Here is a 21,451-nt window from a genome sequence, read left to right as displayed (position 1 = left end):
TGACGGTCTTCAAAATCTATTATTATGCGCTGGACCATAAAACCAAAACCTGCACAAGAGGCCATAGACCATCTTTCCAATGCATTGAAAGTAGAAGGTCTAATTGCACAGCTATTGCTTCAAAGAGGCATCACTGATTATGAAGGAGCCAAAGCATTCTTTCGGCCAGAGCTGTCCCATTTGCACGACCCTTTTTTGATGAAGGGTATGGACAAGGCCGTGGAACGGATTCAGCAAGCCATGGCCAATAAGGAAAACATATTGGTTTATGGAGATTATGATGTGGATGGAACAACTTCGGTAGCCTTGATGAGCTCCTTTCTGATGGAAACATACCCGAATGTGGCCACGTACATTCCCGACCGTTATTTGGAAGGGTATGGAATATCCTTTCAGGGAATTGACTTTGCGGGAGATAATGACATCAGTCTTATTATTGCCTTAGATTGTGGGATTAAAGCGATTGATCAGATAAAATATGCCAAGGAGAAAGGAATAGATGTTATTGTGTGCGACCATCACAGGCCAGGGGAAATTTTACCGGACGCAGTGGCCATTTTAGACCCTAAGCAAAAAGATTGTGAATACCCGTATAAAGAACTTTGCGGTTGCGGGGTCGGTTTTAAATTGATTCAGGCTTTGGGATCTAAACAAGGCAAAACTATTGATGATCTTTTACTTTATCTGGATTTGGTGGCGACCGCAATCGCAGCCGACATTGTTCCCATTACAGGAGAAAATCGTGTGCTCGCCTATTATGGATTGCTCGTGATTAACGAAAACCCAAGAACAGGCATAAAAGCGCTGATCGATCAGACCAAAAAAAGGGAACTCACCATAACCGATGTGGTCTTCATCATTGCGCCGCGCATTAATGCCGCTGGGCGTATGAAGCACGGTCAGCATGCGGTAAACCTGCTAACCGAATTAGACTTTGCCCAAGCAAAGCAGTTTGCCTCCGAAATTGAATTGTTCAATACCGAGCGACGAAGTTTAGATCAAGAGATTACACAAGAAGCCTTGGTGCAAATACAAGAAAACCAGGAAGAGGAAAGGTTTACCTCTGTGGTCTACAACGAAAATTGGCATAAAGGGGTGATAGGCATTGTGGCTTCGAGGCTTACCGAAACCTATTACAGACCCACACTGGTCTTTACCAAAAGTGGGGATAAATTGGCGGCTTCGGCCCGTTCCGTAAAAGGATTTGATATTTACAACGCCTTGGAAGGCTGTTCCGATTGTCTGGAACAATTTGGAGGACACATGTACGCAGCAGGTTTGACACTCTTGGAAGAACAGTACGAAGCGTTTAAAACACAGTTTGAAAAGGTAGTATCGGAAACCATCGACCCACAACTACTGCAACCTGAAATTTCTGTGGATGCCAAAATCGGAATGCATCAAATTACGCCAAAATTGATGCGCATCTTAAAACAATTTGCTCCTTTTGGCCCCGGAAACATGACGCCCATTTTTATGGCAGAAGGATTAAAGGACACAGGGTATGCCCGCGGTGTAGGTGAAGGGGGAAAACATTTAAAATGCAGTGTGTATCAGTCCGGTTCCAATCCATTTGGTGGCATTGGATTTAATTTGGGCAATAAAATAGACAAAGTTAAGGGCGTACAATCTTTTGATGCCGTATTTTCGTTGGATGAAAATGAATGGAACGGAACGGTGAGCCTTCAAATTAAACTAAGAGATATTCGCTAGCTATTTATGGATCCCTACGCTGCCCTCCGCTATAAGGAATTCAACATTTTTTTATTGGTACGCTTTGCCATGGTATTTGCGTGGTCCATGCAATTTATTGTCATAGAATGGCAGGTGTATTCTTTGACCAAAGACCCATTGTCCTTGGGAATTATTGGGTTGATGGAGGTAATCCCAGCGGTGAGCATGGCACTCTTTGCCGGACACATTGTGGATCAAAAAGAAAAGCGAAACCTTTTAATTACCTGTATTGCGGGATTTTCAGTGATTAGTCTGGGACTCTTTTTATTGAGCTGGCCCGGACTTGAAGATGCTTGGGAATCCAAAACAATCCTGTATTCCATTTATGCTTTGGTGTTTTTGGGCGGGTTTGTACGGTCTTTTTTGGGACCTACCATATTTTCCCTGATTGCCTTGATCGTCCCCAAGAAAATATACCCCAATGCAGCTACTTGGAGCAGCTCTACTTGGCAATTGGCTTCGGTTTTGGGCCCGGCCTTGGCAGGATTTTCCATTAGCTGGATTGGAGTGCATTGGAGCATGTGCGTTATTTTCGGTTTTTCTTTATTTGCTTTGATTTTCCTTTTTCAAATTCCTAGAAAACCTATTTTGAACCCCAAAATCGGAGAGCCCGTTTTTCAAAGTTTACGGGATGGACTCAAATTTGTTTTTGGAAACAAAGCCATTTTTGGAGCGCTTACTTTGGATATGATAGCGGTGCTTTTTGGAGGTGCCGTCGCGCTTTTGCCCATTTATGCGCAGGATATTTTGCATGTGGGCTCCGAAGGCTTCGGGATTTTGAGGGCCGCCCCCGCTGTGGGAGCTTCCATTACGATGTTGGGATCTACACGGTTTCCCTTGCACAAGAATGCAGGTAAAAAATTGCTAATGGCGGTTTTCGCCTTTGGGGTCTGTATCATCGTGTTTGGATTGTCCGAACTATTTTGGTTGTCGGTGATAGCCTTGTTCTTGAGCGGGGCTGTGGATGGTGTCTCCATGATCATACGTCAGACGATATTACAGTTAAAAACTCCTGACAATATGCGGGGCAGGGTAGCTTCGGTTAATTCCATGTTTGTTGGCTCGTCCAACGAATTAGGTGCTTTTGAAAGCGGAGTGGCTGCTAAACTATTGGGTACGGTCACTGCGGTAGTGTTTGGAGGATGTATGACACTCTTAACGGCGGGAACAACAGCTATTGTTTCACCTACCTTTAGGAAGTTGGACCTACAGAAAGATATTGATGCGCACGAAAAGGAAGATTAACCTTCGAGTTTTTCCAAGGTCAATTTTTCCCCATCAAAAACAGCATAGGTAAAATAGGAAATCCAGTCCCCGAGATTGGTATAGGTGGATTTTTCGTTGAGTTCAATTTCCATCGGCAGATGGCGGTGACCAAAAATGAAATGGTCATAATGCTCCTCCTCCAGCTTGCGCTTGGCGTATAAAATGAGCCATTCCTTATCCTTACCCAAGAATTTGGCATCGGCTTCACCGGAAATCATCTTGTTGTTCACCGAAAGATGCTGTCCCAAGCGTACCCCCAAATCAGGGTGTAACCATTTAAAAAACCATTGGGCAACGGGGTTGGTAAACACTTTTTTCATGCGTTTAAAACCTTTGTCGTACGGACCCAATCCATCACCATGGCCGATAAAAAAAGAAGTATCGTTGATGAGGAACTGTTGCGGTTTATGATAAACTGGGATGTTGAGTTCTTCTTCAAAATAACCGTTCATCCAAAGATCATGGTTGCCCACAAAGTAGTTGATGTGGATGCCCATATCCGATAGTTCGGCCAATTTGCCCAGGGTTCGTGTAAACCCTTTGGGAACTACGGTTTTGTACTCGAACCAAAAATCGAAAAGATCGCCCATTAAAAAAATGGCGGCGGCATCATCCTTTATGGAATCCAGCCAAGCCACGAATTTTTTCTCACGGGGCAAACTGTCCTTTCGGGTGGGTGCCCCAAGGTGGTTGTCGCTGGCGAAATAGACTTTTTTGCCTTTAGGAAGTGAGATATTTTTCAAATTGATCTAAGGAAAAAGTTTGTAGATATCATTGCGTTTTACAAAACGAGACAATATTACGGTATTGTTCCCGTAATAAAAACCCAGGCGGTAAGAACCTATTCGCATTCTGAAAGCATTCGGGTGCCCTGCTAATTTTTTGACGGATTTAAGTTCATCCAAAACCTTGGCCTCTTTCATTTCGAGAATGATAAGCTTTAACTTTTGTTTTACCTTTTTATCATTAATCTTTCTTAAATCTTTTTCAAGTGATTTATGATACTTGATATTCATTCATCAAGGATTTTAAAAATATCATCCTCGTTTGCAAATTCTTTGGTATCTGCTTGTTGCATCAAAAGTAAAAGCCCAAGATCTTCTTTTTCCTCTTCTGAAAGCTTTTCGAAACGCTCCAGCTCTTTGTTCTTAACATATTCAACCACGGCCTTTTCCATCAAGGCCTTGACGCTCAAGTTTTCAAAAGCGGAAAGCACTTTTAATTTTATCACAAGTGACTTATCCACTTCGATAAGCTTTTTTACATGATCTTCCATAAAACTTCATTTTTCAAAGCTCACCAACAAATATATAAAATATATATTTTATATATAAACTATTTTTTGTAACGTCTGTTGCTACGTATTCTGTTGATCACATACACCACTACAACAAACAGGGCCAATATGGGGAAAACCAAATCTTTCATTGTGTAATTTTTTAATTCTGTACTTGTTCAAAATCGTCATGCTGAACTTGATTCAGCATCTCACAACCAAACCTTTTTTGATGTGACCCTGAAACAATCCCGATAACTATCGGGACAAGGTGACGAATATTATTAAGATTGATTGAGAACATTCAACTACTTTTTAAACTTTTCCAATGCTTTTTTAGTATTTGGAGACAGTGCTAATCTTCCAGATGCTTCGGCGCGCTCCAACAATAGGTCGTCCCAATGCTCGGTTCCTTCCCAAAGTACTTTTTTCATTTCGGCAAGTGCATCGGGATTGTAGGTGGCCAATTTTTGCAGGTGAATGTCAAGTTCCTTGTCCATTTCGGAAATGGAATCGTACACTTTGGCATATAAGCCTTGTTCTTTGGCCCAATACGCATTTTTCCACTCCGTGGGATATAAGGTGAGCTCTGCCAAAGCAGCTTTTCCCATTTTGCGTTCCACGGCTGGAGCGATTACAAACGGACCAATTCCTATGGAAATCTCGGATAGTTTAATGGCCGCTTCGACCGTTGCATGCACATAATCGCAGGCTGAGGCCAATCCTACTCCACCTCCAACCGTTTTGCCCTGCACCCGGCCGATAACCGGCTTGGGACACTTGCGCATGGCATTGATTACATTGGCGAAGCCGCTGAAAAACTGTTTTCCCTCTTCCAAGTTGGAAACGGCTACCAGTTCATCAAAAGAAGCACCGGCACAAAAGGCTCTTTCTCCTTCGGATTTTAAAACGATGATAGAAACTTCGTTGTTTTCACCAAGCTTGTCAAATTCCTTGGCAAGTCGGGCCAACAGTTCTGAAACAAACGAATTACTGGCAGGGTGACCAAATTCTACGGTCGCTACCTTGTTCTCAATTTTGGTGTATAAACTTCCGTTGGCTCTATCGGTGGACATTTAATTTGAGTTATGAGTTCATGGTTCTAGTGGAATACTAAATTAAGGGTTTTGTACCAAGGGCTGGAACTTTCTCCTAAATTTCCACACTAGGGAGAACCCGCGAATCATCATCCAAACTACAAATGCGATCCAAATGGCATAAATGCCCCATCCCAAATAGATGCCCAAATACAGGCATGGAATAAATCCAAAGAAGGTGGCTGCGAGCAATACATTTCTCAAATATTTCATTTCGCCCATGCCTTTGAACAGTCCATCAAAAACAAAGGCCAAAGTGTTCATGGGAAGACCTATGATAACAATGTAAAATATGCTGTAGAAGGTGTTCAGTACAATTTCTTCATTGGAAAAAATTCTGCCTATGGGCTTGTAGAAAATAAAACCGGACGCCATTAGTCCAAGGCTTACCACCATGCCATATTTCATTATTTTTTTGGCCAGTTTCCAAAGTCCGTTATAATCTTCGGCACCAAGTAATTTCCCGCCCATGCTATTACCTGCTGCGGCATAGCCATCAATAAAAAAAGCGGAGAACAGCCATAGGTTAATGGCTATGGTGTGGGCACCAATAAACTGATCTCCCAAGGTTGTGGCCTCGCGAACCGCAAGCATTAATGCAGCGTTAAGGGCAAGGGTTCTTACAAATAGATTTAAGCTCATAAATACCACACGCTTCATTTCTTTGTTGAGGGGAAAAACCAGTTTCATACTGATTTCGGTCTTTTTCAGCAGAAGCACAAGGGCGATGATAGCCATGATGGCCTGGGAGATTAAACTGGCCCATGCGGCACCTTCCAAATAAAGTGCGGGAATCAAACCATCAATCCCATAAACCAAAGCAAAGTCCAATAAAATATTGAGCCCGGCCCCTAGCATGGCAATCACCATAGGGTAGAAGGTGTTTTGCAATCCACGAAAAATGCCAAAAACGGCAAATGTGAAAAGGGTGAGCGGAAATCCCCAAACCCGAATGGAATAGTAGGAAACACAGTATTCCAAAATCTTTCCCGATGCATTGAACAGGGCAAAAATTTCTTCAATAACAAATACGGTGGACAAAAGCACTACGATACTGAGTAAAATATTGAAGAAAATCGCCTGTGCTGGTAGGTTTTTAACTTCTTGCAATCTTCCAGCACCCAAATATTGTGAAATTATGGCGGAAATAGAGCTTCGTGTCTGTCCGAGCACCCAAATGAGCATGGACAAAAAGGAACCTACGATGCCTGCTGCCGCCAAAGATTCCAGTCCGTCCACGGGAATATTGCCCACAATGGCCGTATCCGTAATGGAAAGGATGGGTTCCGCAATGCCCGAAATGGTCGCGGGAATTGCCAGTTGGTTGATGCTCTTAAAATTTACCTGTGTGCTCAAATCGGCCGCAAGTTACAGCACTAATTCATAACAATGAAAAGGATGCTCGCTTTGTTTGGGAAAGAAGATGTCTCCCAGTTTTCGGTAGCCCCGTTGTTCGTAAAAACCTTGGTTTCTTTTGTTCTGCGAAAAGGTGTCCAACCTAACGGATACAAACTTTTTTTCTTTGGAATAATTTTCTGCAAAATCCATCATTTGTTGCGCTAGCCCTTTCCCTTGAAGGTCTGGATGAACGGAAAGGCGGTGGATATAGGTGCTGTTTCCGTTTGGGGTTAACCATTGGATGGGTCTGTACTCATCATCCATAAGGGTTGATATGACGATAGTGCCCTGTACGATGTTGTTTTCTTCTATTACGAAAAGTTCATCACGCTCAATGTCTTTGATGAATGCCTCTTTGGAGGGATAGTGCTCGTTCCATTGAAAAATACCGTTCTCCTGCATTTTTTGGGCACAGGCCCGGGTTATGGTCAAGATATCGGGGGTTTCGGATATCTTTGCGCGTCTTATCATTGATTCGTTTCAATTTAATTGTAAATTTAAGGTTTAATCGTAATCACCAAACCATGAACAACATACTTGTACCTATTGGAACTTCCCCAGATTCTTCTCAAACATTGCAATACGCTGTAGACTTTGCCTCGAATTTTGGAGCGAAGATCTTTGTGATGGATGTATTTAATGTACCAACCGCCGTTGGAAGCTTGGCCAATGTAGAAGAAAAGGTAGCCAAGAGCAGCAAGGAACATTTAAAAGAGGTTATAGATAGGGTCAACAACAAGGGGGTTGATATAAAAATGGCCACTTACAATGGTGATATTATAGATGGCTTAAAGAGTATCAACAAAGAACTGGGCATCGACTTGATCATTATTGCGCCGAGAAGTAACGATATCCAAGAGGAACTTTATTTGGGAAATACATCGGGTAGGATTATTAAACAGACGGAGATCCCTACACTGATTGTTCCTAAAGGGACCACATTTAAACCTGCCAAAAAGATTTTAACGGCTTTTGGATCAGGGATTTTAAAAAGAAGCAGTATTCTGACTCCATTGATTATGATGAAAAACAAGTTTAGGTCGGAAGTAAGTTTATTGTTGGTGAAAAGGCCGGGCTATACCGAGGATGATCTTAAAGTAAACACAGCTTTGATGGATCTTAGTACCCAATTGACGATTACCGAAAATGGAACCACGTATTTGGGGGTAACTGAGTATTTCCAGAAGGAGCACCCCGACATGTTATGTGTGTTCAGAAGAAAGCGTGGATTCTTTAAAAAACTATGGGAAAAGAACACTATACCTAAGTCGGAGTTCTTTGTAAAGATACCTGTACTGGTACTCAGCGTTAAAAAAGATTAAGGAAGCAGCGCAATTTTTGATACTTTCGGAAAAAAGTATTTCCTTTGCGCTCTCTTTGGGGGATTAGCTCAGTTGGCTAGAGCGCTTGCCTGGCAGGCAAGAGGTCACCGGTTCGAATCCGGTATTCTCCACTAAAAACGAAAAGCACTTCACAAGCGGGGTGCTTTTTTATTTGGGTTCGTAATTGAATAGCTTCCCAAACTTCTCTGGAATTTCATCTTTAATATAGATGTTTTGTTGGGTAAACGGATGCTCAAACTCCAAAGAGTGGGCGTGGAGGTACAAACCCCTCCCTTTTAAAATTAAGCCTTCTAGGTTATATTCTTTATCTCCGAGGATGGGATTCCCCAAACTGTACAAATGTTTCCGCAATTGGTGCCTTCTACCTGTTTTAGGGTGTAATTTCACCAAATTCAGTTTGGCGAAACGTTCTGAGGGAACGGATTGTATCACTTCAAAATCTGATCGGGACGCTTTCCCGTCTATTTCCGAAGAGATGGTTCCACTTGGCGCCATATCGCCAATGGCAACCGCGTAATAGGTTTTGGATATGAGTTTGTCCTCGAACATTTTGTTTAAGGCACGGATACAGTTACTTGTTTTTCCTATCAAAACAATGCCTGTAGTGGCATAATCCAATCGGTGGACGGGTTGCGGTGTTGTAGCATCGGGAAGCGTGCTGGCCTTAAGATTTTGAGACAAAGCATTGGCAATGGTCTTGAATTTGTTGCCACTTACTTCAATGCCTGCGGGTTTGTGGATAGCAGCTAAATAGTCATCTTCAAACAATACGTTGAGTGGAAAATTAAACTGCTTTTTAGGCTTTGCTTCCTCTGGAATGTATAGGGTAATGTGTTCTCCTCCTGTAATTAGGGTTGCGGTCGTGGCGATGGTGCCATCTACAGAAATATACTTTTTCTTTAGAGTTTTTTTAAGCGCTGATTTTGTAGCTACGGCCTCAAAAATACCTACGCCATATTCTTGTAATCGTTGAGGTTTGTCAAGGTTGGGGGCGATATGGGTTTCGTTGGGATTGATGTATTGTGAGGCTTTTGGAGACGGTCAATTATATGTACTTCAACTTCGGTTTGCCGATATTGCCGTTGGGGGTTCGTTTTTTATTCAGATTGTTTGATTTCTCTTTTTTGCAGATTGAATACTGTTCCTGCCGGGTCTTGAATCCAATGCATATTTTTAGGAAGCTCTTCAAGTTCGTCACATGTTTCCACTCCGTTTAATCTCAAGTGATCTGTCGCTGCTTCTACATCAGGAACCGTAAGCTGTAACCAAGTTTCTGAATGCGTATAGTTGTCCACGCAGTCCAACCATATTATATTGTTTCCGAACTTTACTTTGTGTGTTTTCGAAACGGTTGGATTAGCAATGGGTTTTTCTTCGACTTCCAGCTTTAGAATGTCCCTATAAAAAGCAACGGTTTTCTCATATTTACTTTTGGGAACCTTTATTGCAATATTAATTCCTGCTTCAAACTTTGTATTCATACTATTCTATTATCTGGTAAAAACGGTTAAAAACCATGAAGTTAATATACTTTCTAGAAAGAGTTGCGGGTATTTTGTCATATATAACATCTTAACAGAGCTATATCCGTAAAGGAGTCCTATGGCAAAAAATTATGAGATTCCTCGTTGCCTCGCTGGTTTGCCCCCAAACAGATACGCCAGTGAGGAGCAAGAACAGTATTGTCGGTTTTCTCATTTTATTTTCAATGTGGTCATATATATTTTGCTCAAGCCATTATTGCTTTCATAGATGTATTCTTGGAAGTCCGACACAGAATCAAATTTCTTGGGGGATAAATTGTTCCGTCGGCTGGTGAAATAGAGTGTTTGGTTAGCCTCATCATAGAACGGGCAATACTCCATATATTTTGTATTGATGGGTGCTCCAATGTTCTTTGCTTTTTCCCATTTTCCGTTGTCATCCTTTTTGGAAATATAGAGATCACCACTTCCTAGACCATCTTTTTCGTTATACTTGGAAAACAGGATAAAATCCTCATTCTTAGAGATAAAGGCATTGAATTCATAGCCGGAACTGTTTATGCTTTCATCCAACAATATCGGGGCGGAGTAGGTGCCGTGGTCCCAACGGGAGAAATAAATATCATCCTTTCCCAAACCATTTGGCGATTCCAAGGTGAAGTATAGATTGTTGTTTTCACTGATCGATGGATAAAACTCGTTGAGATCGGAATTAATGGGCTCCCCTATGTTTTTAGGATTTGACCATTCCCCTTTCGGACCGGACCGTTCCACATACCAAATATCGAAGTCTTTTTTCTGGTTACTGGAATCATCCAAAGGTCTGTCTGAAACAAAAAACAATCGTTTTCCGTCAATGGATAAAAAGGGCTCCAAATCCATATATGAATCAGAGAACGGCAATAATTCAGGTTTCGTCCATTCGTTATCCTTTCTTGTAATATAAGCAATTTGGGAGATGTCCTGTAATGGGCTCTGAATGGTAAAAAATGCCTCGCTACCGTCTTTTGAAATGCAAAAATCGCGGACATTCAGAAATTGGTTCAGTGCGCCGCTAAACTGTACTACCTCATTTTCATTTTGTGCCGATATCCGGTTTAATACCAAAATCAACACGACCATCAACCTTATTTTTAACATAATACATTTATAAGTCATTCCAACAATCATAAAAATACCATTTTTATGTCGAGACTGGCTAATTAGTCTTTTGTGGTTTGCTCGTCAAACTTTACCATCCTTTTAGGATGGATTTTTTGTAATTGGCCTGTCCTTTTTTGAACTTTACTTCAAAACAAAATCAACATGAAATTAGAAGGAAAAGTAGCATACATTACAGGAGGAACCAAAGGTATCGGATACGGTATTGCCGAATGCTTGTTGGAACAGGGTATGAAGGTGGCCGTTAGCGGTAGAAGCCAAGAGAGTACCGACGCTGCCGTAAAAAGCTTGAACAATCCAGATAAAGTGTTGGGACTGGTGTCCGATGTGGCTAAATTGGAAGATGAGAAAAAGGCCGTTGCCGCCATTCTCGATAAATGGGGACAATTGGATGTAGTGATGGCCAATGCAGGTGTAGGGCATTTTGCCCCGATCGATGAAATGAAGGACGAAAAATGGCATCAAATGATTGACACCAACCTGAACGGGGTGTACCATACACTAAAAGCATCCGTGGAAGCATTGAAAAAATCCGAAGGCTATTACATGACCTTGGCCAGTTTGGCGGGGACTAACTTTTTCCCGACTGCGGCTGGCTACAACGCCACCAAGTTTGGTGTAGTTGGTTTTACACAAGCAGCTATGTTGGATTTAAGACAATACAACATCAAGGTTACCACCATTATGCCCGGTTCCGTGGCCAGCCACTTTAACGACAACGAACCATCGGAAAAAGATGCTTGGAAAATTCAGCCCGAGGACATTGGTAAATTGGTCATCGATTTGCTTACCATGCACCCACGAACCTTGCCAAGTAAAATTGAGGTACGCCCTACACGGCCCGATTTAAAATAATCAGTCGATTTTTTCCATGAGGGGAACTGCGGCATCGCAAATTTCCCCAATCAATTGGTACAGGTAATTTTCAAAGGTGGCCAGCGTATCGGCATTTATCAGGTTGTTCTTGTCCTCTGAAAACGGGAATAATCCTTGGCTCAAATTTTTAAAGGAGATGATTCCCGCCTGTAAGTCACTTATACCGTGTTTTTTGGAATATAGGTAGGCATAACAGAGCAATTGGAACGCCTTGCTCTTATCATAATCGGTAATAAGGGCTTCCCAATCCGTTATTTTTACGTTTTTTGGGGCTACCCTGCCCGTTTTGTAATCAATGATCCTAGTGGTTCCATCGAACTCATCCACACGGTCTAAGGTTCCTTTTAATTTGATGGGAAACGCTACACCAGGGACGGTAATGAATTCTTCGTAGCGTTCTTCCAGCGATAAAATTTTGATTTGGTGCCGTTGTAGCTGCTTGAGTTCGTCATCCAAAAAGTTGTGAAGGTATTTTATGATGACATTGTACACCAACAGGAATTTGCCTTTGGATACATCAACGCCAGAAAGATTTTTTTCAAAATGATGCTGAACCACACCGGCAACCTGTTTTTTTAAGGATTTTAAATTTTCTTCCGTCAATGCTTCATTGATGAGTGGCGTATAAAGTTGCTCCAAACTATCGTGAATAATGGTACCAAAAGTGTTGGCCGCAATATTCTCTTCTACCTCTTCCAAATCATTGATTCTTAGAATATTTCGAGTGTAAAAATCAATAGGGTTTCTAATGTAATTGGTAAGCGAAGTGGGCGAAAAACCTTTTTGGGCGAATGCCTTTAGGTCTTCCATAAACTGGTAACCCTTTTCAATTTGTATGAGCGGTTTTGACTCAATAGAAATTTTGGGCGAAGCAATAGTATGGGTAATGTTTGATCTTAGATTTTCATCGGTCAGCAATTGTGTGATTAATCGACTTTTTTCACCGCCCTCCAAAACATCGGGTTCGGTGTTGTAGGTAATGTAAATGTTTTTTGCCCGTTGAATCAAACGATAAAAGTGATACACATAGATGGCATCCTTTTCTTTGTAGGTGGGCAGGCCGTAATCCCGTTTTACATCAAAAGGAATAAATGAATTGTTCGATTTTCCTGATGGTAAAATGCCCTCGTTCACTGAAGTTATGATCACTGTTTCAAAATCAAGGTTCCGGCTCTCCAACATTCCCATAATTTGAAACCCGCTCAATGGCTGGCCGATAAAGTCCAAGGTTTCCATATTGGCCAATTGTTTGAAGAGATTTTTTATGGATTTGAGTTCGCCCATAAAATCCACCTTGCTCAAATATTGACCCAGTTGATTGAAAAGCGCATAGAAACGATACAGATATTCAAGTTCCAAGGCGTTTTTCTCGTCTTGATAGATAGTTTTTAATCGCTTGATGAGAAGCAAACAGTTGTTTATCCATTCCATGGGAGAGATTTTCCCCGACGGAAAGATGACGGACAGTAAATCTTTTGCTTTGGGATATTTAGAAAGTACGTCAGCATTGATATACAGCAGATTTCCTTCTTTAATGTCTTTGGACATCCGCTGTGCAAAATTCCCAAGATCTTCGGAAGATAGTGCCAAAGTGTAGGGATTGGAGATAAATTCCTGCACACGTTTAAAGAACCATCCTCGTTCAGAAACGTTGAGGTGCAATTCCAAATAATTTACAAAAAAGGAATACAACACCGTTTTATTTAATGGCATCCCCATTGTGATGTTCACCTCCGAAATGGATTTTGGAACAGCGTTGAGCATAGGGTTGAGCAGGGTTTCATCAGCGAGAACCAATGCGGTTTTGGTGAGGTCAATTTCTTCGTTCTGGCCCATTGTCTGTAATAATTGGCCCACATATTTGGTTTGAGATATGCTTTTGGGCACTCCAGTGATGGTGATGTTCTTTTTTTCGAGAAAGTTGTGCTGCGGTTCTATTTTGTGCTGATGTTTGTAGTAAGGCCAATTGTATTGATAATCCCGCACAAACAAGCCTGCGTCGTGTATGGGGTCGTTCAAAAAATATGAGTCGATATCCCAATATATATAGGTGTTGCCTTGTTCCAAATAATGCTGAATGATGGTAGACTCTGCTGCATTGAGGGCATTGAAACCGACAAATATGATTGGGTTGGTATTGGTTTCCTCATGATTCCCGCTTTGAATGGCTTTGACCGCTTCACGCTGGATCAATCCTTGATAGCCTCTTTTTTGTTTGAGCAGGGCATCATAGAAATTGTGGTAGATGGTTTGCAGGTTCTTCCATAGCTGGAGGTAATTTTCAACAAGTTCTGTTTTTTCCTTACTCGCGGACCAATGGTTGATTTCCTTGATGGCAGAGAGATAATTCAGAATGTCTTCAGCGGGAATTAGATACCCATCAATTTCGTTGAAATCTTGTAAAAGGGTTTGTCCCCAATTAATAAAAGAAGCAAAATCGTCAGATTCATCTATTTGGGATTCTTTGTAAACCTCAAAAAGAAGCAACAGTAAATCAATATTTGATGTTTGGTTTAAATCGGATAGGTTACCGATGAACTCCTGAATGGATACTACTTGTGGACTGAATATGCTTTTTTTCAGTCTGTTGGAAATGTGTTTTTTTAAAAATGTACCCGATCTTTTACTTGGAAGTACATAGGTACACTGGGTCATATCCAGTTGTTTGTTGTGGAGGTCGTCCAGCACATATTCTAGGAAAGTATCATGCATGGACTAAAAATAAAAAAGGCCCCGCATTTGCGGGGCCTTTTTCAAGAAAACTTTGTTTCTTATTATTTTACCAAGTTGATTTCAACTCGTCTGTTTTGTGTTCTACCAGCTCTTGTGTTGTTGGTAGCAATTGGCTTAGCTTCACCGTAACCGATAGCAGATAATCTGCTTGAATCGATTCCTTTGTCGATCAAGAAATCTCTAACAGAGTTAGCTCTTTCTTCAGAAAGTTTTTGGTTCAAGCTTTCACTACCTACACTATCAGTGTGTCCTTCTACTGTAAATTTAGCGGTAGGATACTCGTTCAAGATTTGGATGATGTCAACCATTACAGAAGTAGATTCTGCTTTGATAGAAGACTTACCAGTATCGAACAAGATAGTTCTAGCGTAATCGTTCAATTGCTTCTGAACTTCTTCAGTTACTTCTGGGCAACCGTTGTTAGCAACAGTACCGGCAACTTCTGGACATTGATCGTCTTTGTCAAGAACACCATCACCGTCAGAATCTGGCCAAGGGCATCCGTCATTTTCGGCAGGACCTGCCTCGTTAGGACATTCGTCGTCTTTGTCGGCAACACCGTCACCGTCAGCATCAGGACAACCAGCTAGTGCAGGAAGACCAGGAGTGCTAGGACAAGCGTCGTCTTTATCGGCAACACCGTCACCGTCAGCATCAGGACAACCGTTCATTTCTTTAGAACCTGCTTCGTTAGGACAAGCATCTTTAGCATCTTCGATACCGTCACCGTCAGCATCAGGACAACCGTTGAATGCTTCCAAACCAGCTACTTCTGGACAAGCATCGTCTTTGTCGTAAATTCCATCACCGTCAGTGTCAGTACCACCAAACTTGATGCTGATACCAGCCATGTGTTGGAAATGCTTAACCAAGTAATCTTCAAAAGCGTGCTTGTACTGAGTTTGAAGGGTAAAACCTAGGTTATCAGAAAACCAAAGGTTAACACCTACGCCACCATTAACGGTTCCAGCTCCTATTTCATCAATCCAAGTGTAACCACCACCCACTTCTACGAAAGGATCAATGGTAGTGTTTTTAAGAAAGTTGTACTTAATGGTACCATCTATAGCATAGTGAGACAAGTCGTCAACTTCGAAGTCTCCTAATTTTTCGATTCTATTCAAAGAACCTCTTGCTCCTACAGAGAAACCATCTCCAATATACTTGGAAACGGACACGTAAGAAACAGATGGTAAAATGTTCCAGTGATCGGATACATTAAAGTACTCATCAAATAAAGTAGTACTGGAAAAAGGATTGTCACTATCGTTAGTAGGATAAGCGTCTATTGCATTTACCCCTATGCTAACCTGCCAGGGATTATTTTCGTCTTGCGCTTGTATACTGTTGATCCCTACAAATACAAGAGCAACAACCAATAATTTGCTAAGATGTTTCATGCTCAAAATTTTAAGTTTAAGTGTTTATCAGCAGCAAATGTAAGTTGTTAAGACTTATTAACAAAATCTAAATTTCTTTTTTTTTGACTCATTTGCCAGAAGATTTGTTGCATTTCGACGAATTTAGATGACATTTAACGATTTTCCTACCTTTATAAATGCATTAATTGCATGGTCCAAGTGCTCTTTTTCGTGGGCTGCGGAGAGCTGCACACGAATTCGTGCTTTACCTTTAGGAACTACGGGATAAAAGAAACCAATCACGTAAATTCCTTCTTCCAAGAGCATATCGGCCATATTTTGTGATAATTTGGCATCGTAGAGCATTACGGGCACAATGGCGGAGTCACCATCAATAATATCAAAGCCGGCCTCTTTCATTCCTTTTTTAAAGTATTCTGTATTGCTTTGCAGCTTATCCCTTAAAGAAGTATCCTTGTCCAACATCTCAAATACCTTAATGGATGCCCCAACTATAGCGGGTGCCAAGGAATTGGAGAACAAATAAGGTCTGGAACGCTGACGAAGCATTTCAATAATTTCCTTTTTTCCGGTGGTATAACCACCCATGGCACCACCCAGAGCTTTACCGAGTGTGCCTGTGATAATGTCAATACGGCCCATAACACCTTTTTCTTCCAAGGTACCGCGGCCTGTTTCGCCAATAAAACCAGTGGCATGGCATTCATCTATCATAACCATGGCATCATATTTATCTGCTAAATCACAGATTTTGTCCAGCGGAGCCAAAAGTCCGTCCATGGAAAACACTCCGTCGGTTACGATAACCTTAAAGCGTGCACCATCGGCAATGCTTTGTTTGAGTTTTTCCTCCAAGTCCGCCATATCGTTGTTCGTGTAGCGATATCGCTTTGCTTTGCACAAACGAACACCGTCAATAATGGATGCGTGGTTCAATGAATCTGAGATAATGGCATCCTCCGCTGTGAGCAGTGGTTCAAATACGCCACCGTTGGCATCAAAAGCAGCGGCATATAATATGGTATCCTCGGTGCCGTAGAAATCTGCTATTTTCTGTTCCAACTCTTTATGGATATCCTGCGTTCCGCAAATAAATCGAACCGAAGACATTCCAAAGCCGTGGGTGTCCATGGTGTCTTTTGCGGCTTGGATCACATCCGGATGGGAGGAAAGCCCCAAATAATTGTTGGCACAAAAATTAATGACTTCTTCCCCTGTGGAAATTTTTATCACAGCTCCTTGCGGAGAGGTGATGATTCGTTCTTTTTTAAATAGGCCAGCTTCTTCAATTGCTTCCAGTTCTTTGGTCAAGTGTTCTTTTATTTTTCCGTACATATCTTTAATTAGCTTTATACAAAAATAGGGTCTATTTTTTGGTCTATATAAACAATGATGGATTGTTTGATTTTAAAACCCATTGCTTTTAAAATATCGGCATAGTTTGCGATTTGTTCTTTGTGCTTGGGAGATGGATTACCTGTCTTATAATCTATGATGGTCGCTTGGTTCCCATCAATTATAATTCTGTCTGGTCGGAGGGACTGTCCATCCGTGGTCAAGATTTCTTGCTCGTTCAATATGTGAAGGTTTTCCAAGAACAAATCTTTCAGCTTCGGGTGGTTTACAACAGCCATAATTTTTTGTTTGATGTCAGTTGCCGCCTCTTTGGGAAAATGGCCCTCAATTTCCAATCGCTCCAAAACCGGCTCAACATCTCCAACTGTTTCAATTTGGCTCAATGCAAAGTGAATCAAGTTCCCCATTTCAATGGCCTCCATACGCTCGTCGTCCCACAAACGGCCCGATTTGGTTGAAATGATAAAGCCTGCATCTTCTTTGGGGCGGGTTATGTAAGAGATATAGTTTTCGTTGGATTCCGAAGATGAAGTTGCTATTTCTTTTGATGGAAAAGTTCCGATGGTATAAACCCCGTTCTGGTTTTCAGGAATGTTCTTTTGTTGAACAAATAATTGAAAAAGGTCTGCGTATGAAGAAGCAGACTCAGCAGAAGTAACTTCTTTGCCTACTTCTGTAATCACAAACAGCCCTTTTACGGGACGGGTGAGCGCTACATAAAGCACGTTCATGGAATCCAACAAGGTTTTTTGCTCTTCGTCCAGGTATTTTTGCTGGGCCACCTCATTGTACTCCAACATATCTTTATTGTTGTTTATGAGGAATTCATCCAACCCTAAAGTTTCATCAGCACTAGTGGCTGGCACCCAAGCTTTCTTTTTCTTACGTTTATCGTCCAGAATCGCATTGGCAAACGGAAAAATCACAAATGGGAATTCAAGCCCTTTGGCCTTGTGGATGGTCATAATTTTTACGGCATCCACACCATCGGGAGCTGCAATGGAGAGGGATTCCCTTTTCACCTCCCAATAATTAAGGAAGGCATACACGCTGGGGCTTTCTCTTTTTTCCAAATCGAGCACTTCGTCCATCAAAAATGAAATATGCGCAACGGAACCCTCATAAAGTTCAAACTGGACAATAGCTGTTTCCAAAATGGTGAGCATAGGTTCACCTTTTAATTCATCAATATTAAAGTGATATGTGCTGGCCAAGAAGGCCTTAATATTCTCTAGATTTTTGCTGATGAAATCGTGCTTGCCATTCTCATAGGGGGACAGGTACATTAATATATGGTATGCCGCCTCTCGGTCTTTTGCATTTTCAAAAATCCGAAGGATGGAAATCAAAAAGATGACCTTTTCGTTTTTGCTCAACAACAACGCATCCGAAGAAATAATGGGAATGTTGTGCTGCGCCAAGAAATCTGCCAGCAACATTCCTTTTTTATTGTCCCGCACCAAAACGCAGATATCGGCATAGGCATGGTTTTCCGAAATGATATGCTGGATGTGTTTAAGCGTTTCCGAGCAATACACCTCGTCCTTATCCTCCAGATCTTTATCCAAAAAGGACATTTGGATGTATCCTCCCGGTTTGTTGTTTGTCTTTTGATGGGAATCCTTCAAAAAGAGGTTTTGGTAATCCGCATTGCTGAGTACTGGGGCAACTTCGGTGAAAAAACTGTTGTTGAAGCTCACGATTTCATCATAACTCCTCCAGTTAGTGTCGAGTGAATGAATACTGGGTTCCACCACAAATGGGTGTGACTTTCCATTGATTAGGTTGAGGAACTGCTCCGCTCTACCGCCACGCCAACGATAAATGGCTTGTTTTACATCGCCAACTAAAAAAAGAGAACCGCGTTCGTTTTTTTCATTCTCACTTTCCAAAGCGTTGCCAATAAGAGGTACCAGATTTTCCCACTGCATTTTTGAGGTGTCCTGGAACTCATCTATAAAATAATGACGGTATTTTTCGCCCATCCGTTCATAAATAAAGGGTACAGGCTGATTTTTGATTTCTTTGGATAGGATTGCGTTTAGGGAAGAAATGGGAATGATGTCCCTGTCCAGTTCAATATTTTTGATTTCCTTGGCGATTTCGTTCAAGACCGTCATCGGTACGATGTTGCCATAAATGTTTTGCAAGTAACTATGCCGATAAATTAGTTGCTTTATAGTGAGGTAGTTTTCCAAAATAGTGACGGCTAAATTGGATACATCTCTTTTGTCACTGGCCTTGAGTAATTTCCCTTCCACCAGATTGGGCTCCAAAGTTTTGGCAGCGTATAATTTTTTTGGGTCGAGTTCTCCGTCAATCATTTTTTTAAAATGATTGGGCAAGGTTTGTCTGGGGAAATCTGCAAAATCAAATCCTTGATGCTCCATTTCCTGAAGCACAATTTGAGCTAGTTGCTTTACCTTTTCCTCAATTGCATTGCTTTCCGAAGCGATTCGTTTTTGGATATCCTGGAAATCCCCGATCGATTTTTCACGTAGCGGATTTATATGCTCGGCGTGGTTTTCTTGAAAAAGGAGTTTCCCGATTTCAACAAGATCATAAGTAATGTTCCAACTTTTGTCATCATCAATTTTTTCCAAGGAAAAAGCAATCAGGACCTCGGTAAGTTTTTCATCGTTGCCAGCACGTTCCAACAATCTTCCCACAGCTTCCTCCAACAATAAATCCGTATTGAGCTCTATCTCAAAATTTTGGGACAGGTGCAAATCGCGGGCAAATGTTTTTATGATTTTATGGTTGAACTTATCTATGGTTGAAATCTCAAAAAAGGAGTAATTGTGGAGAATCCGCTTTAGGATAAGTTTTGATCGTTGCCGCAATTGTTCCTCGGTTAAATTAAGTTCATCACAAAGTGATTGGAAAAGAACCTTTTGTTTTTCGGGAACACTATTCTGTCCAAAAGCATAAAGATTGCCCAAAATTCTAGTTTTCATTTCGTCCACCGCTTTGTTGGTAAACGTAATGGCCAAAATCTGACGAAATTTTACGGCAGCATCGTTGGAGAGCAATAAAGTAAGGTATGCTTTGGCAAGGGCATAGGTCTTGCCCGAACCTGCCGAAGCACTATATATTTTAAAATTAGACCCCTCCAAGGATGTTTTTCCTGCAAAATAAGGATTCCTTACCTCATGTTAACACGCTTTTAGCGGAATATAAATGTTAAAACTTGTATTTTTACGTGAATAAAGTAATAACCTAAAAAAAATAATTATGGCTTTTGAATTACCTAAATTACCGTATGCATACGATGCATTGGAACCTCATATAGATGCTAGGACCATGGAAATCCACCATACCAAGCACCACAATGGCTACACCACTAAATTGAATGGTGCCATCGAAGGAACAGATTTGGAAGGAAAGGGAATCGAAGATATCCTTTCTGGTTTGGACATGTCCAACGCAGCAGTAAGAAACAACGGAGGGGGATTTTTTAACCACAACCTTTTTTGGGAAGTAATGTCGCCAAACGGAGGCGGAAAACCTTCAGGGGAATTGGCTTCTGCCATTGATGAGGCTTTTGGTTCTTTTGATGCCTTTAAGGAAAAATTTGCTTCAGCTGCAGCTACCCGATTTGGATCAGGTTGGGCATGGTTGTGCGTACACAAGGGAGGAAAAGTTGAAATTTGCTCCACTCCAAACCAAGACAACCCCATTATGCCAGGAGTAGGTTGTGGTGGTTACCCAATCTTGGGCTTGGATGTTTGGGAGCATGCCTACTATCTGCATTATCAAAATAGAAGACCAGAATATATCTCAGAGTTTTTCAGTGTTATCAACTGGGACAAAGTTTCTGAGAATTATGCAGCTAGTAAATAAGGACTAGTTCAATAATAATATGAAAAGCCGTGCACTTGGTGCACGGCTTTTTTTGTTTCTGTTTCTATAAAATAGAAAAGGGCGAGGAAGTCCTCACCCTTTTCGTCCCAAATCTTACCATAAACTTAACCTACTTATGCTATGGCGAGACTAAAATACTGGTATTGTGAGAAATAACAAAGGGTTTTAAAAAATATTTTGCTTTTAAGAAGAAAAAGAAATTGTGCAGTTCATCGATAAAATTGTTAAAACCTTGGTAGTCAAACATAAAGAAGCCGGAGCATGCTCCGGCTTCTTTCCCCAAATCTTACCATGAACTTAACCTACTTATGCTATGGTGATCCAAAAGTAAGCCAAGCGATGTTTTAGTGCCCAAGCTTTTAGATGAAACTCCCTTAAATGGGTTAAAGTGTACAACTAGGGTTCTGGATTGATAAATGTCAAGAAACTAATATGAGTATTTTCTGATTCGGACAATGTAGAAAATAAAAAAGGTGGAATA

General features: G+C 41.3%; 18 protein-coding genes and 1 tRNA gene. 6 read left to right on the top strand and 13 right to left on the bottom strand.

Annotated elements, in window-relative coordinates:
* Positions 1-24: 24 nt before the first annotated feature.
* Entirely contained in the window at positions 25-1,713 is a 1,689-nt protein-coding gene (gene recJ / locus MURRU_RS06065) for a single-stranded-DNA-specific exonuclease RecJ (RefSeq protein ID WP_014032557.1), read from the top strand.
* A gap of 6 nt (positions 1,714-1,719) precedes the next feature.
* The gene (locus MURRU_RS06060) at positions 1,720-2,979 is read left to right on the top strand and encodes an MFS transporter (protein WP_014032556.1); all 1,260 of its coding nucleotides are present in this window, start codon (positions 1,720-1,722) and stop codon (positions 2,977-2,979) included.
* On the opposite strand, the gene MURRU_RS06055 is transcribed toward MURRU_RS06060, so the two are convergent.
* From MURRU_RS06055 to MURRU_RS06030, 6 genes are all read right to left on the bottom strand, one after another.
* Positions 2,976-3,743: a UDP-2,3-diacylglucosamine diphosphatase gene (locus MURRU_RS06055; RefSeq protein ID WP_014032555.1), complete on the bottom strand. Its 768-nt coding sequence runs from the start codon at positions 3,741-3,743 to the stop codon at positions 2,976-2,978. The two genes, MURRU_RS06060 and MURRU_RS06055, sit on opposite strands and share 4 nt — an antisense overlap.
* A gap of 6 nt (positions 3,744-3,749) precedes the next feature.
* Positions 3,750-4,016: a type II toxin-antitoxin system RelE family toxin gene (locus tag MURRU_RS06050; protein ID WP_014032554.1), complete on the bottom strand. Its 267-nt coding sequence runs from the start codon at positions 4,014-4,016 to the stop codon at positions 3,750-3,752.
* Entirely contained in the window at positions 4,013-4,276 is a 264-nt protein-coding gene (locus MURRU_RS06045) for a hypothetical protein (RefSeq protein WP_014032553.1), read from the bottom strand. The genes MURRU_RS06050 and MURRU_RS06045 overlap by 4 nt, the downstream gene beginning before the upstream one ends.
* Positions 4,277-4,584: 308 nt before the next feature.
* Positions 4,585-5,352, bottom strand: a complete 768-nt coding sequence (locus MURRU_RS06040) for an enoyl-CoA hydratase/isomerase family protein (protein ID WP_014032550.1) — start codon at positions 5,350-5,352, stop codon at positions 4,585-4,587.
* Between the two features lie 42 nt (positions 5,353-5,394).
* Positions 5,395-6,729 carry an MATE family efflux transporter gene (locus MURRU_RS06035; protein ID WP_014032549.1) on the bottom strand — a complete coding sequence of 445 codons (1,335 nt, stop codon included), beginning with the start codon at positions 6,727-6,729 and terminating at the stop codon, positions 5,395-5,397.
* 12 nt (positions 6,730-6,741) lie between these two features.
* Positions 6,742-7,242: a GNAT family N-acetyltransferase gene (locus MURRU_RS06030; RefSeq protein WP_014032548.1), complete on the bottom strand. Its 501-nt coding sequence runs from the start codon at positions 7,240-7,242 to the stop codon at positions 6,742-6,744.
* A gap of 53 nt (positions 7,243-7,295) precedes the next feature.
* On the opposite strand from MURRU_RS06030, the gene MURRU_RS06025 reads away from it, so the two are divergent.
* Together MURRU_RS06025 and MURRU_RS06020 are read left to right on the top strand one after the other, a co-directional pair.
* Positions 7,296-8,093, top strand: coding sequence for a universal stress protein (locus MURRU_RS06025; RefSeq protein WP_014032547.1), 798 nt, complete (start codon positions 7,296-7,298; stop codon positions 8,091-8,093).
* 57 nt (positions 8,094-8,150) lie between these two features.
* Positions 8,151-8,224 (top strand) — tRNA-Ala (locus tag MURRU_RS06020).
* 37 nt (positions 8,225-8,261) lie between these two features.
* On the opposite strand, the gene MURRU_RS06015 is transcribed toward MURRU_RS06020, so the two are convergent.
* The 3 genes from MURRU_RS06015 to MURRU_RS06005 form a co-directional block, all read right to left on the bottom strand.
* A complete protein-coding gene (locus MURRU_RS06015) occupies positions 8,262-8,882 on the bottom strand; it encodes an RluA family pseudouridine synthase (RefSeq protein ID WP_313777682.1) in 621 nt (206 codons plus the stop codon).
* Positions 8,883-9,211: 329 nt separating this feature from the next.
* The gene (locus MURRU_RS06010) at positions 9,212-9,595 is read right to left on the bottom strand and encodes a VOC family protein (RefSeq protein ID WP_014032545.1); all 384 of its coding nucleotides are present in this window, start codon (positions 9,593-9,595) and stop codon (positions 9,212-9,214) included.
* A 213-nt stretch (positions 9,596-9,808) separates the two neighbouring features.
* Complete coding sequence (locus tag MURRU_RS06005) at positions 9,809-10,720, bottom strand: TolB-like translocation protein (RefSeq protein WP_245545067.1); 912 nt, start codon at positions 10,718-10,720, stop codon at positions 9,809-9,811.
* A 183-nt stretch (positions 10,721-10,903) separates the two neighbouring features.
* Between MURRU_RS06005 and MURRU_RS06000 the strand changes: the two genes are divergently transcribed.
* The gene (locus MURRU_RS06000) at positions 10,904-11,614 is read left to right on the top strand and encodes an SDR family oxidoreductase (RefSeq protein WP_014032542.1); all 711 of its coding nucleotides are present in this window, start codon (positions 10,904-10,906) and stop codon (positions 11,612-11,614) included.
* Here MURRU_RS06000 and MURRU_RS05995 read toward each other — a convergent pair whose 3' ends face one another.
* The 4 genes from MURRU_RS05995 to MURRU_RS05980 form a co-directional block, all read right to left on the bottom strand.
* Positions 11,615-14,347 carry a PD-(D/E)XK nuclease family protein gene (locus tag MURRU_RS05995; protein ID WP_014032541.1) on the bottom strand — a complete coding sequence of 911 codons (2,733 nt, stop codon included), beginning with the start codon at positions 14,345-14,347 and terminating at the stop codon, positions 11,615-11,617. It lies immediately after the preceding gene.
* A gap of 62 nt (positions 14,348-14,409) precedes the next feature.
* Entirely contained in the window at positions 14,410-15,768 is a 1,359-nt protein-coding gene (locus MURRU_RS05990) for an OmpA family protein (RefSeq protein WP_014032540.1), read from the bottom strand.
* Positions 15,769-15,891: 123 nt separating this feature from the next.
* On the bottom strand, positions 15,892-17,085 hold the full coding sequence (gene kbl / locus MURRU_RS05985) for a glycine C-acetyltransferase (RefSeq protein ID WP_014032539.1): 1,194 nt from the start codon (positions 17,083-17,085) through the stop codon (positions 15,892-15,894).
* A gap of 14 nt (positions 17,086-17,099) precedes the next feature.
* Entirely contained in the window at positions 17,100-20,222 is a 3,123-nt protein-coding gene (locus MURRU_RS05980) for a UvrD-helicase domain-containing protein (protein ID WP_014032538.1), read from the bottom strand.
* Positions 20,223-20,340: 118 nt separating this feature from the next.
* Here MURRU_RS05980 and MURRU_RS05975 point away from each other — a divergent pair, with 118 nt between their 5' ends.
* Positions 20,341-20,949: a superoxide dismutase gene (locus MURRU_RS05975; RefSeq protein WP_014032537.1), complete on the top strand. Its 609-nt coding sequence runs from the start codon at positions 20,341-20,343 to the stop codon at positions 20,947-20,949.
* The last annotated feature ends 502 nt before the right edge of the window (positions 20,950-21,451 follow it).

It is taken from the genome of Allomuricauda ruestringensis DSM 13258 (genome assembly GCF_000224085.1).
GTDB classification, from domain to species: Bacteria; Bacteroidota; Bacteroidia; order Flavobacteriales; family Flavobacteriaceae; genus Flagellimonas; species Flagellimonas ruestringensis.
The sequence above is the reverse complement of the archived record's forward strand: the minus strand, read 5'-3'. Positions and strand labels throughout refer to the sequence as shown.